The 12830-nt window shown below is 65.5% G+C and carries 10 protein-coding genes; 6 read left to right on the forward strand and 4 right to left on the reverse strand.

Annotated features, from left to right (window positions below):
- Nucleotides 1-26: 26 nt before the first annotated feature.
- The gene (hflD, locus tag C8J98_RS11325) at nt 27-653 is read left to right on the forward strand and encodes a high frequency lysogenization protein HflD (RefSeq protein ID WP_107913296.1); all 627 of its coding nucleotides are present in this window, start codon (nt 27-29) and stop codon (nt 651-653) included.
- 176 nt (nt 654-829) lie between these two features.
- Here the strand turns inward: hflD and C8J98_RS11330 are convergent, their stop codons facing one another.
- Nucleotides 830-1795: a LysR family transcriptional regulator gene (locus C8J98_RS11330; RefSeq protein WP_233260197.1), complete on the reverse strand. Its 966-nt coding sequence runs from the start codon at nt 1793-1795 to the stop codon at nt 830-832.
- 187 nt (nt 1796-1982) lie between these two features.
- Here C8J98_RS11330 and acnA point away from each other — a divergent pair, with 187 nt between their 5' ends.
- A complete protein-coding gene (gene acnA / locus C8J98_RS11335; protein WP_107913297.1) occupies nt 1983-4733 on the forward strand; it encodes an aconitate hydratase AcnA in 2751 nt (916 codons plus the stop codon).
- Between the two features lie 269 nt (nt 4734-5002).
- Here acnA and C8J98_RS11340 read toward each other — a convergent pair whose 3' ends face one another.
- Nucleotides 5003-5434, reverse strand: coding sequence for a hypothetical protein (locus tag C8J98_RS11340; protein ID WP_107913298.1), 432 nt, complete (start codon nt 5432-5434; stop codon nt 5003-5005).
- A 124-nt stretch (nt 5435-5558) separates the two neighbouring features.
- On the opposite strand from C8J98_RS11340, the gene C8J98_RS11345 reads away from it, so the two are divergent.
- The gene (locus tag C8J98_RS11345) at nt 5559-7256 is read left to right on the forward strand and encodes an AMP-binding protein (RefSeq protein WP_107913299.1); all 1698 of its coding nucleotides are present in this window, start codon (nt 5559-5561) and stop codon (nt 7254-7256) included.
- A gap of 170 nt (nt 7257-7426) precedes the next feature.
- Here C8J98_RS11345 and C8J98_RS11350 read toward each other — a convergent pair whose 3' ends face one another.
- Nucleotides 7427-7756 (reverse strand): PilZ domain-containing protein, encoded by a 330-nt coding sequence (locus C8J98_RS11350; protein WP_343125722.1) that lies wholly within the window; start codon nt 7754-7756, stop codon nt 7427-7429.
- Nucleotides 7757-7888: 132 nt separating this feature from the next.
- Nucleotides 7889-9076, reverse strand: a complete 1188-nt coding sequence (gene dinB, locus C8J98_RS11355; RefSeq protein WP_107913300.1) for a DNA polymerase IV — start codon at nt 9074-9076, stop codon at nt 7889-7891.
- Between the two features lie 393 nt (nt 9077-9469).
- Here dinB and C8J98_RS11360 point away from each other — a divergent pair, with 393 nt between their 5' ends.
- The 3 genes from C8J98_RS11360 to C8J98_RS11370 are packed head-to-tail and all read left to right on the forward strand — an operon-like array spanning nt 9470 to nt 12796.
- The gene (locus C8J98_RS11360; RefSeq protein WP_199229897.1) at nt 9470-10276 is read left to right on the forward strand and encodes a ScpA family protein; all 807 of its coding nucleotides are present in this window, start codon (nt 9470-9472) and stop codon (nt 10274-10276) included.
- Nucleotides 10277-10316: 40 nt separating this feature from the next.
- Complete coding sequence (scpB, locus tag C8J98_RS11365) at nt 10317-11168, forward strand: SMC-Scp complex subunit ScpB (RefSeq protein ID WP_107913302.1); 852 nt, start codon at nt 10317-10319, stop codon at nt 11166-11168.
- On the forward strand, nt 11165-12796 hold the full coding sequence (locus C8J98_RS11370; RefSeq protein ID WP_107913303.1) for a pseudouridine synthase: 1632 nt from the start codon (nt 11165-11167) through the stop codon (nt 12794-12796). Before scpB ends, C8J98_RS11370 begins: the two co-directional genes overlap by 4 nt.
- Nucleotides 12797-12830 lie beyond the last annotated feature (34 nt).

Below are 12830 nucleotides of genomic sequence, written 5' to 3' on the forward strand. Positions count from 1 at the left end.
CCCTCTTTCCCTTTTGAGCTTTATTCATGAACGAAGAACGCGTCCTTGCTCTCGCCGGGGTTTTCCAGGGCGCCGCCCTGGCCCAGCAGCTGGCCACTGATGGCCGCTGCGACGAGGTGGCGTTCGAGGCCAGTCTCGCCAGCGTCTTCCGCATCGACGCCGACTCGGTGGTCTCGGTCTACGGCGGCGTGGGCGGCGTGCGCCGCGGCCTGCGTACCCTGGTCGCGCAATTCGAAGACGAAACCCGCGACGTCGCCGTGATGCGCATGGCGATCACCGTGTTGCGCCTCGAGCGCTCACTGTCGCGCAACCGTCCCGTGCTCGACCGCCTGCGTGAAGGCGTCATCGCGACGCAGCGCCAGGTCGAGCACTTCGGCATGAACCACGCGAATGTCACCGCGCGACTGGCCGAGGTGTATGCCGCGACACTGTCGACATTGAAGCCGCGCGTGATGGTTACCGGTACCCCGGCCCATCTGCAGCAGAAGGCGAATGTGGATCGGGTGCGCTCTGCCCTGCTCGCCGCCGCGCGCTCGGCCGTGCTCTGGCATCAGCTGGGTGGGCGACAGTGGCACCTGCTGATCTATCGCAAGCAGTGCGCGATGCTGGCGCGTGGATTGCTGACGGGGTCGACGCTGGAAGGTGGCGGCTGAGACATCGCCGGCCCTCCGTTGGAGCCGCTTCGTGTGGAAGCCGCTTCGTGTGGAAGCCGCTTCGTGTGGGAGCCGCTTCAGCGGCGATAGCCAGTTTGCCGCAGCTCCCATCGCCGCTGAAGCGGCTCCCACAGGGCATGACGGCTCTTTGTGGGAGCCGCTTCAGCGGCGATACCTTATGAAGCGGCGGCATCCAGCCCCGGAATCGTCCCGGCGAGCTCCCGCAACAAAGCACCAAACCGCGCGAGATCGTCCCGCCACGGCGTAGCGCTGCGCCAGTACAACGCGATATGCCGCCCCGGCCGCGCGCCCAGCACTGCCGCCAGCACGACGTTGGGAATCGACCCCAGCCGATCGTGGGCGAGGATAGGAACCAGCGTATAGCCCCCACGCAAGGCGACCAGCGTCGCCAGGCTTTCGATACTAAGGTCCTGGATACGCTCCGGACGTGCCGCTCCCGGCATGCCCAGGTCCGACACGCCATTGCCGTGGCTTTCCGCCATCAGCGTGGCGTCGGCGGCATCCAGCTCGGTGAGGGCGATGGCGCTACGGCCGGCCAGCGCGTGGCCCGCCTGCAAGAGCAATTCATAGGGTTCGAAGAAGAGCGCCGTCGATTCAAGCCCGGTGATCGTGGCGCTCGGCGGCGCCAGCACCGCATCGAGCTCACCTTCCTGAAGGCGCCGAAGCAGCCCCCGGGGCTTGCCCTCGGAAATGGTCAGCCGGGCCCCAGGGAAGCGCAAAGGAAACGGCTCGATGAAATGCGGAAGCAGGTATGGCCCCAGCGTGGAGGGCACGCCGAGCCGCAACTCGCTGCCGAAAGCGATGTCTCCGGCCCGGGCCGCGTGCTCCAGATGTTCGGCCGCGCCCAGCACGGCCTCGATGTAGCCGAGCAGCCGCTGGCCGCTGGTGGTCGGCACGACGCGTCGGCCGCCGCGCTCGAACAGCGGCATGCCCAGGGCCTGCTCCACCTTCTGCACCTGGTGCGAGAGGCCGGACGGACTGATGTACATGGCGCGGGCCGCGCTGTTGAAGCTGCCTTCGCGGGCCACGGCCTGGACCAGCGCGAGGTCGCGCAACGACACCGATGACAGGGCCATCGAAATCATCGAACGCTGCGTGCCATCAAATACGTTTGCGCCCATCGTCCGCCCGCTCCATCCTTTCGCCGCCGAATTCGCGCGGCATGCTGCGCCACGAACCCGCCATTCTAGCCGGACACCGGTCTCATGGCGGTCGCAAGTGGAGGCCAGACTGCGCGATAATCGACGCTTTGGCGTCCCCCAGGGGGCGTCAGGCCTCCCCAGCTTAAGAACACGCCAGGAGTACAGCATGAAAGACTCGTTCTCAGTCCGAGACAGCATCGAAGTCAACGGCAAGCGCCACACCATCGCCAGCCTGGCCAAGTTCGGCGAAAAGTTCGACATCAAGCGCCTGCCCTACTCGATGAAGATCCTGCTGGAGAACCTCCTCCGCCAGGAAGACGGCCTGAACGTCACCTCGAAGGAAATCGAGGCGGTGGCCAGGTGGGACGCCAAGGCCGAGCCGGAGATCGAAATCTCCTTCATGCCTGCCCGCGTGGTCCTGCAGGATTTCACCGGTGTGCCCTGCGTGGTCGACCTGGCCGCCATGCGCGATGCCGTCGCCAAGCTCGGCGGTGACCCGAACAAGATCAACCCGCTGGCGCCGGCCGAACTGGTCATCGACCACTCGGTGCAGGTCGACGCGTTCGGTTCGGAAGGCGCGCTGGAACAGAACGTCGAGATCGAGTTCGAGCGTAACCAGGAGCGTTACTCGTTCCTGCGCTGGGGCCAGAAGGCGTTCAACAACTTCAAGGTCGTGCCGCCGCGCACGGGTATCGTCCACCAGGTGAACCTGGAGAACCTCGCGCGCGTCGTCTTCACGGCCGACGTCGACGGTGAATCCTTCGCCTATCCGGATACCGTCTTCGGTACCGATTCGCACACCACCATGATCAACGGCCTGGGCGTACTGGGCTGGGGCGTGGGTGGTATCGAGGCCGAAGCGGCCATGCTCGGCCAGCCGTCGTCCATGCTGATCCCGCAGGTCGTCGGCTTCCGCCTCACCGGCAAGCTGAGCGAAGGCGTGACCGCGACCGACCTCGTCCTCACGGTCACCCAGATGCTGCGCAAGCTCGGCGTCGTCGGCAAGTTCGTCGAGTTCTTCGGCGAAGGCCTGCCGAACCTGCCGCTCGCCGACCGCGCGACCATCGCCAACATGGCTCCGGAATACGGCGCCACCTGCGGCATCTTCCCGATCGACCAGGAGTCGCTGAACTACATGCGCCTGTCCGGTCGCGACGAGGCCCTGATTTCCCTGGTCGAAACCTACGCCAAGGCACAGGGCCTCTGGTACGACGCGAATACCCCGGAAGCCGAGTTCACCACCACGCTCGAGCTCAACCTCGCCGACGTGCGTCCGTCCATGGCCGGCCCGAAGCGTCCGCAGGACCGCGTGCTGCTCGAAGGCGTGCAGGAAAGCTTCCTCGACGCCGTCGGTCCGCTCACGGCGAACCGCAAGCGCAAGAACGGCGACGACGTCGACAGCTTCAGCAATGAAGGTGGCGCCACCGCCGTCGGCAACCCGGCCAACACCGTCAGCAAGAGCGAAGGCGTGCTGGTCGAGAAGGACGGCAAGCAGTTCCATATCAACGACGGCTCGGTCGTGATCGCCGCGATCACCTCGTGCACCAACACCTCCAACCCGGCCGTCATGCTCGCCGCCGGCCTCGTCGCGAAGAAGGCGGCCGCGCGTGGCCTCACCTCCAAGCCGTGGGTCAAGCCCTCGCTCGGACCAGGCTCGCTGGTCGTCACCGAATACCTGAAGAAGACGGGCCTGCTCGAGGAACTGGAGAAGGTGAACTTCTTCGTCGTCGGCTACGGCTGCACCACCTGCATCGGCAACTCCGGCCCGCTGCCCGCTGAAATCAGCAAGGGCATCGCCGAGGGCGACCTCGCCGTGGCGTCGGTGCTTTCGGGCAACCGTAACTTCGAAGGCCGCGTGCACCCCGAAGTGAAGATGAACTACCTGGCGTCGCCGCCGCTGGTCGTCGCTTACGCGCTGGCCGGTACGCTCGACATCGATCTCACGAAGGATCCCATCGCCAACGGTAGCGATGGCCAGCCGGTGTACCTCAAGGACATCTGGCCGACCAACAAGGAAGTCTCCGATGCGATCGCCGGTGCGATCAATCCGCAGATGTTCAAGGACAGCTACGCCGACGTGTTCAAGGGCGACAGCCGCTGGAACGCCATCGCTTCGCCGGATGGCCAGACCTACGCCTGGGACGACTCCACGTACATCAAGAACCCGCCCTACTTCGACAACATGACCGCCGAAGCCGGCACCATCGAGGACATCCACGGTGCGCGCGCCATGGGCATCTTCGGTGACTCGATCACCACCGACCACATTTCGCCGGCCGGCTCGATCAAGAAGGACTCCCCGGCGGGTCGCTTCCTGATCTCCAAGGGCGTCGAGCCGAAGGACTTCAACTCCTACGGTTCGCGTCGCGGCAACGACGACGTCATGGTCCGCGGCACGTTCGCCAACATCCGCATCAAGAACCTGATGCTCGACGGCGTCGAGGGTGGCTTCACGAAGTACATCCCGACCGGCGAAGAAATGGCGATCTACGACGCCGCCATGAAGTACAAGGCCGACGGCACGCCGCTGGTGGTCCTGGCCGGCAAGGAATACGGCACCGGCTCGTCGCGTGACTGGGCTGCCAAGGGCACCCTGCTGCTCGGCGTCAAGGCCGTGATCACCGAGAGCTTCGAGCGCATCCACCGCTCCAACCTGGTCGGCATGGGCGTGCTGCCCTGCCAGTTCCAGGAAGGCGAGAACGCGCAGACGCTCGGCCTGAAGGGCGACGAAGTGTTCGACATCACCGGCCTCAACGGCGGCGAGTCGAAGACGGCGACGGTCAAGGCCACGCGTCTGGACGGTTCGGTCAAGGAGTTCACCGTGAAGGTGCTCCTGCTGACCCCGAAGGAGCGCGAGTTCTTCCGCCACGGCGGCATCCTGCAGTATGTGCTTCGCCAGCTGGCGAAGGCTGCTTAAGCAGCCCTGAAAAACGCCCCGGGAAACCGGGGCGTTTTTTTGTGCCTGTCTGTGTGGGCCAGGTGGGCCCGCTTTTTGTGGGAGCCGCTTCAGCGGCGATGGATCTTGCGACAACCTGGCCATCGCCGCTGAAGCGGCTCCCACACAGGACCTGCTTACCCCTGTGGGACCCGCTTCCCCCCTGTGGGACCTGCTTACCCCCTGTGGGACCTGCTTCCCCCTGTGGAGCCGCTAACCCCTCTGTGGGAGCCGCTTCAGCGGCGATGCTCTTAAAGTGCTTTTTTCCAGGAAGCGGTAAAGCAGCGCCACTCGCCGCTCTCCTTCCGCCAGCCCGTCTCCACCTGGTACGCCCCGGCGTCATCCGGCAGCACCCCCGCACCCGCCGCCAGCGTCACGGTGAATGTCGCGACCATCCGATCGCCACGCGGCTCGAGGGTCGTGGGCCCCATCAGGACGCGGATCGATTGCCCCCGTAGCGCATAAGCGCGCACGAGGTTGCCCAGCGACCGTTTGTCGAGCTGACCCGCGTCGCCATCGAAGTCGTCCGTGAGCGCTTCGACGGTGTCGCTCGCCTTGCCCGCTTCCGCCCCCGCGACCGTCGTCGCGATGGCTTTGCGCACCTGCTCCTCATCCGGCGTGTGCCGGCAGCCGGCGACCGCCGCCGTCAGCAGAAATGCCAGCGCTATCCAGGCTTTCGACATCGTGTTATCCCTTGTGCTGTCTCGTTGCGTTGCGGCTTGCCGCTATACGCGCGCGTATGCTCCAATGCCGCGATCGTACGACAGGCCGCCGTACGACGGCCCTTTGAAGGAGTTCGTCCGATCCATGAGCATTGAGCGTCCGTGGCTTGACCACTATCCGGCCGGCATTCCCGCCGACATCGACGTCAACGCGTACCGCTCCGTGGCGGCCGTCTTCGAAGAGTCCTTTCAGAAATTTCGTGACCGCCCTGCCTACAAGAACTTCGGCAAGGTCCTTACCTATGGGCAGATCGACGAACTGTCGACGGCTTTCGCAGGTTACCTGTCCGGCGAACTCGGCCTGAAGAAGGGCGACCGCCTCGCCATCATGCTGCCGAACCTGCTGCAGTATCCGATCGTGCTGTTCGGCGCCCTGCGCCTCGGCCTGACCGTAGTGAACACCAATCCGCTGTACACCACGCGCGAACTGCATCACCAACTGGAAGATTCCGGTGCGAAGGCGCTCGTCGTCCTCGACAACTTCGCCGCCACCGCCGAGAAGGCGCTGGACGGCACCCAGGTGAAGAACGTCATCACCACCGCGGTGGGCGACATGATCGGGTTCCCCAAGGGGAACATCATCAACTTCGTGGTGAAGTCTGTTCGCAAGGAAGTGCCGGCCTACAAGCTTCCGATGGCCGTCCGCTTCAAGGACGCCCTCGCCCGCGGCAAGTCGCACCCGATGCCGAAGACCGACGTCGGCCACGACGATATCGCCTTCCTGCAGTACACCGGTGGCACCACCGGCGTCGCCAAGGGCGCGATGCTCACCCATCGCAACATGGTCGCCAACATGCTCCAGGCCGACGCATGGATCAGCGGCTCGGCCAAGCCCGGTGAGGAAATCATCGTCACCGCGCTGCCGCTGTATCACATCTTCTCATTGACGGCGAACGGCCTGGTCTTCACGCGCATGGGCGCGCTGAACCTGCTGATCACCAACCCGCGCGACATGAAGGGCTTCGTCAAGGAGCTCTCGAAGGAGCGCTTTACGGCCATCACCGGCGTGAACACGCTTTTCAACGGCTTGCTCAATACACCGGGCTTCGCGGATCTCGACTTCTCCGCCCTGCACCTCTCGCTCGGTGGCGGCATGGCCGTGCAGCGCAGCGTGGCGGAGCGCTGGAAGAAGACCACGGGTATCACGCTTGCCGAGGCTTATGGCCTCACCGAGACCTCGCCGGCAGCCTGCATCAACCCGCTGGACCTGAAGGAATACAACGGCTCGATCGGCCTGCCGATTCCCTCGACGTATGTACAGATCTGGACGGACGACGGCCAGGTGCTACCCATCGGCGAGGTGGGCGAGCTGTGCATCAAGGGCCCGCAGGTGATGAAGGGTTACTGGAACCGTCCCGAAGAAACCGCACAGGTACTCGACGCCAACGGCTGGCTGCGTACGGGTGACATCGCCCGCATGGACGAAAACGGTTACGTCTACATCGTCGACCGCAAGAAGGACATGATCCTGGTGTCGGGTTTCAACGTGTACCCGAACGAGATCGAAGACATTGTCATGGCCCACCCCGGTGTGGCCGAAGTCGCCGCGGTCGGCGTCGATGACGAGCACTCGGGCGAAGTGGTGAAGATCTTCGTCGTCCGCAAGGATCCGGCGCTTACCGAAGAGATCCTCCGCGAGTACTGCCGCGAAAACCTCACCGGCTACAAGCGGCCGAAGCAGATCGAGTTCCGCGACACGCTGCCGAAGACCAATGTGGGCAAGATTCTTCGACGCGAGTTGCGTGATGAGGACCGGGCGAAGCGGAAGGCTGCACAGGTTTGATCAGGGCTGCGATGGCCTGATCAAAGGAAAAACCCCGCCTTGAGCGGGGTTTTTCTTGGACACCCATCGCCGATGAATCGGCTCCCACATCGCCGATGAATCGGCTCCCACAAAAAGCGCCTGCGCAGGCCTTGTGTGGGAGCCGCTTCAGCGGCGATGGGTGCTGGCGATCACTCGTCCGTCCACGCCTCAAGCGTATCCGCGTACCCACCAAGCAGCTCCCATAACGGCGCCTGCTTGTCCTCGGGAATCAGCGTATAGGCCATCCCGATCTGACGCGCGGAAACGCGCGCCACCATCGCTTCCATATGAATATGCAGGTCATGGCCAAACACCATGTCCAGAATCCAGGTCTGGCCGGGTTCGCCGCGCCAGCCGAGCGGGCGGCGCAACATGGCACCGGTCGCCGAGATGTCGACCAGGTCGGTGGGGTGTGCCTCGCCGCCACGGCTCATCAGCACCGCGGTCTGTACTTTCATTCGCGCGTGGCGATAGCGCATGTTTGGACTCTCCTTGTCAGACATCTGCATTCCCATCCATTCCGATTCCTGCTGGACCTTATACGTCGAGTTCGGCACGACCGCACCCCGCACGACTTACCCTACGTGTCACAAACGGACACATTAGCGCAGTCACTCGCTGCCGCGCGTCTTCAGTACACCCGCGCGGACCAGGGCTCCGGCGCCGAAGCGCTCGTTGATCCGGTCCTGCACGCCATCGGAGCGTTTTTCCGAGACCGGAGCGGCGAACATGTCCTGTTGTTCATCACCGTGCCGGGCATCGAACCCCGAAAGCGTCACGCCGAGCAGTCGAAGCCTCGGCCGTGGATGCTGATTCCACCAGACGTGAAGCAAGCGACGTGCCACCGCATAAATATCGGGCGTAGCGTTGCCGGGAACGGGCAATTGCGCCTGGCGGCTGTGGGTGACGAAAGGAGGCTCGCGCAGTTTTACGGACACCGTGCGCGCGTCGACGCCACGCGACCTGGCCCTCGCGCCGACCCGCTCGCACTGGCGCAGGAGCCACGCCTCGGCGATCGGCAGCTCTTCCACGTCGATGTCGAAAGTCCATTCCGAACCGATCGATACCTCCGGCGCGTCCGTCACCACGGCACGCCGGTCCTCACCGAGACACAACTGCCGCAGCTGGGCGGCATGACGTTCACCCACGGACTTGTTCAGCCGCCAGGCATCCGCGCGGATCAGGTCGCCGATGGTCCGGACGCCAACCTTGTGCAAGGCCTCCTCGGCCACCTTGCCCACGGTCCACATGCGCCCGATCGGCAGGGGATCCAGGTAGCCCTGCACTTCCTCGGGATGGATGTGCAGGAAGCCGTCCGGCTTGGACAGCTCACTGGCTAGCTTGGCCAGCAGCTTGTTATGCGCCATGCCGACCGAGGCATTCAGGCCGGTGCGCTCACGGATGGCCTCCTTGACCCTGCGGCCAATGGCCTCGATCGAATCGAACAGGCGGAGGCTGGCGGTGACATCGAGAAAGGCTTCGTCCAGCGAGAGGCCCTCGATCATCGGCGTGACCTCGCCGAACACCGTAAAGACGATCTCCGAAATTTCTGCGTAGCGCGCGTGCCGGGGGAAGATATAGATGCCGTCCGGACAGCGGCGGCGCGCTTCCGAGGTGGGCATGGCCGAACGGACCCCGTACGTGCGGGCCACGTAGTTGCACGTGGAAACCACCCCCCGACGCCCCAGTCCGGCCACGATCACCGGCTTACCGACCAGGCTGGGATCGTCCAGTTCCTCCACGGACGCATAAAAAGCGTCCATGTCGACATGGATGATCGCGCGGGGGGCCTGCTGCATGAGCGATATTGTGCCGGAACCGCAGGGCGCCCGGCAGGCGGGCCGCTGGACTTGGGCGGGCGCAGGCGATACCCTGTGCTCAATCGGGTGAACTTATTCGGGCGTCGCGCCCTCACCGGTCCGTGGTTTGGGACCGGCAGCGGACCGCTCCCGACGATCTTTCACAGGCGGTGACCCTCCTGGGGTGTCCAGCGGCAATGCCCTTCGCTCGTCGGCGACGATGCGTGGCATGCCGGGCGAGGTGGCGGTATAGCCGCCGGACGGCATCGATTGTTACGTTCCTGGTCGCACTCGCGACCCTTCTGACGTGTGCCGATGACTAACGAGACAACCGAAGTTCAGGTAGTCGAAAAAGCCCAGGGTGCCTTCGCAGGTGTCCCGCAGCAGCAGGAAATGCCCCTCGCGCTCGTGCGCGGGCAGCCTGTGCTGCAAATGCCGCAGGATCTGTACATCCCGCCGGACGCACTCGAGGTCATCCTCGAATCGTTCGAAGGGCCGCTCGACCTGCTGCTCTACCTGATTCGTCGGCAAAACCTGGACATCCTCGACATCCCTGTCGCCGAAATCACCCGGCAGTACATGGACTACATCGACATGATGCGCGAGGTCATGCGACTGGAGCTCGCGGCGGAATACCTGCTGATGGCCGCAATCCTCGCGGAGATCAAGTCCAGGTTGCTGCTGCCCCGGCCGCCGACCGAGGAAGGATTAGAGGACGACCCGCGCGCGGAGCTGGTTCGCCGCCTGCAGGAGTACGAACGGTTCAAGCGGGCCGCGGCCGATATCGAAGAGATGCCGCGCCTGGAACGCGATACCACCGTGGTGCATGCCTTCGTCGGCGAACACAACGTGGTGCGCGTGCCGCCGCCGCTGGATCTCAAGGAGATGCTGCTCGCGCTCAAGGACGTGCTCGGTCGTGCCGACCTGTTCACGCACCATGCGATCCAGCGCGAACCGCTCAGTGTGCGCCAGCGCATGGGCGACCTGCTCGAATCCCTGGGTCGCGGCGGGTTCCACCGTTTTGAAACACTGTTCGACGTGACGGAAGGTCGACTCGGGGTCGTTGTCACCTTCCTTGCCATGCTCGAACTGGCCAAGGAAATGCTCGTCGAGATCGTCCAGGAAGAAGCCCTCGGGCCGATTTATCTGAAGACGAAGGTACTCAGTAGTGATGCCGAGCCCGAAGAGGCGCTCGCCTGAAGGCCCTTGAGGGCCGCGAACATCGAACCACCGAAGGCCTATGCAACCCGAACAACTGAAACCCATCGTGGAAGCGGCGCTGTTGGCGTCGACCCAGCCGATGACGATCGCGCAGTTGATGGCGATCTTCGGCGACGAGGACGAGGTCACCACGGACGACATCGTGGTCGCGCTTGCCTCCCTGACGCATGACTGCGACGGTCGCGGCGTCGAATTGATTGAAGTCGCTTCGGGCTGGCGTTACCAGGTCCGTCGGGGCGTGCATGGCTGGGTGTCGCGAATGTGGGCAGAAAAGCCCAGCCGCTATTCCCGCGCCCTGCTCGAAACGCTGGCACTCATCGCGTACCGCCAGCCCATTACCCGCCCGGAGATCGAACAGATCCGCGGCGTCGTGGTTTCCTCGAACATCATCAAGACGCTCGAGGAACGCGAATGGATCCGCGTCGTCGGCCATCGCGATGTACCGGGCAAACCGGCCCTGTTCGGCACCACGAGGGGGTTCCTCGACTACTTCAGCCTGAAGTCGCTGGACGCCCTGCCCCCACTTTCCGAGATCCGCGACCTCGAGGACATCAACCCGCAGATGCGGTTCGATGGTGACGGCATCCCCGCGCACGCCCGCGTCGGCCTGACCCTGTCGACCGATCCGGACAACGAAAGCCCCGCGAATACCGAAGACACCGATGATGTCGTGGCCGAGGCCATGACGATCGAAGAGACACCCGCCACCGAGACCCCGTCCGCAGAGGACGACACGGTCGAGGTCGCGAACCAGCTGCCTGCCGGCGACGACGTCGCCGCGGCTTCCGCCACTGCCGAAGAGGCAGAGAACCCCGAAAGCGACGTCAATAAAGACGACGCCGAAGAAGATACCGAGGAGTCACGCGCATGAGTGCGCCGCAACGTTCCGTTCTATCCCTTAAGCGCGGCGAAGGCCGTCCCGACGATGGTGCCGTGCTCGAAGAGCGCCTGCACAAGGTCCTGGCCAACGCCGGCCTCGGCTCGCGCCGCATGCTCGAGCAGCGCATCCAGGCAGGCGAGGTCGAAGTCAACGGCACCGTCGCCACCATCGGCGCCAGCGTGCATGCCGGTGATCGCGTGGTGCTCGACGGCAAGCAGTTCGTCGTCGCCACCGACAACCGCAACGACGCCGAGGTGATCGTCTACCACAAGCCGGAAGGCGTGGTGACCACCCGCGAAGACACCGAAGGCCGTCCCACCGTGTTCGAACAGCTGCCGCGCCTGAAGGGTGCGCGCTGGGTCGCCGTGGGTCGCCTGGATATCAACACCACCGGCCTGCTCCTGCTCACCACCGATGGCGAACTCGCCAACGCGCTGATGCATCCGAAGAGCGGCCTCGAACGCGAATACCTCTGCCGCGTCCACGGCGAAGTGCCCGACGAAACCATCGAACGCCTCAAGGCCGGTGTCGAACTCGAAGACGGCCCCGCCCGCTTCGACGAGATCGCCACCATCAGCCGCGGCGGCAGCCACAGCTGGTTCCGCGTCACCATTCGCGAGGGCCGCAATCGCGAAGTCCGTCGCCTGTGGGACTCGCAGGGCTTCCTGGTCAGCCGCCTCAAGCGCATTCGCTATGGCACCGTGGAACTGCCGCGCGCCCTGCGCCGCGGCGACAGCGACAACCTCGACGAAGCCGCGATCAAGGAGCTGCGCACGCGCGCAGGTCTCGGCGCCCCGGGCGCGGTACTCACCCTGAGTGCCGTCGTGCACCAGCGTCGCGCCCCGCGTCATGTGACCGAATACAAGCCGGACGGCCGTCCGGCGGGAGCCTGGAGTTCGGGTCGCCACGACGAAGCACGTGAGCTCACTGCCTTCGATCGCCTGCGTGACGACAACCCGCGTGGCGGCCGTGGTGGCGCCGGCGGTGGTCGTGGTCGCGCCGGTGGTGGTGGTGGTGGCCAGGGCGCTCCGCGTCGCGAAGTGAACGGCAACGTCGCCCGTCCCGAGCGGGGCGGTGGCGGCGCGGCCGGTGGCCAGCGCTCGCGTCGTGTCGCGCCGGGCCAGGAACTGCCGTCGCCACGCACCTGGTTTGCCGGCGACAGCCGCACCGGAGGCGGGAACGCAGCGGGCGGCGCACCGGGCAACCGTGGTCCGCGTCCAGCCGGCCGCAGCGGCGGCCCGGGTGCCGGCGGCGGCAATCGCGCGTCGGGCCAGGGTGGTCCGGGCCGGGCCGAAGGAAATCGCGGTCCTCGCACGGGCGGCGCGCCCGGTGGTGGCGGCAACCGCGCCCCGGGTGGCGGTGGCGGCTTCGGCGGCAACCGCGCAGCCGGTGGTGGCGGTGGCAACCGCGCAGCCGGTGGTGGCGGTGGCAACCGCGCCAGCGGTGGTGGCGCCAACGGCAACCGTAGCGGCGGCGGTGGCAATCGCGCGCCGGGCGGCGGCGGCGGCGGCGGTGCGCGTCCGGGCGGTCGTCCCGGTGGCCGTCCCGGCGGCGGTGGCGGTGGCGGTAATCGCAGCGGTGGCGGTGGCGGTGGCGGAAACCGCGGCGGCAACCGATAACAAAAAATGTAGGAGTCGATTCATCGGCGAATGG

The organism is Luteibacter sp. OK325 (assembly GCF_003050935.1).
Lineage (GTDB): Bacteria > Pseudomonadota > Gammaproteobacteria > Xanthomonadales > Rhodanobacteraceae > Luteibacter.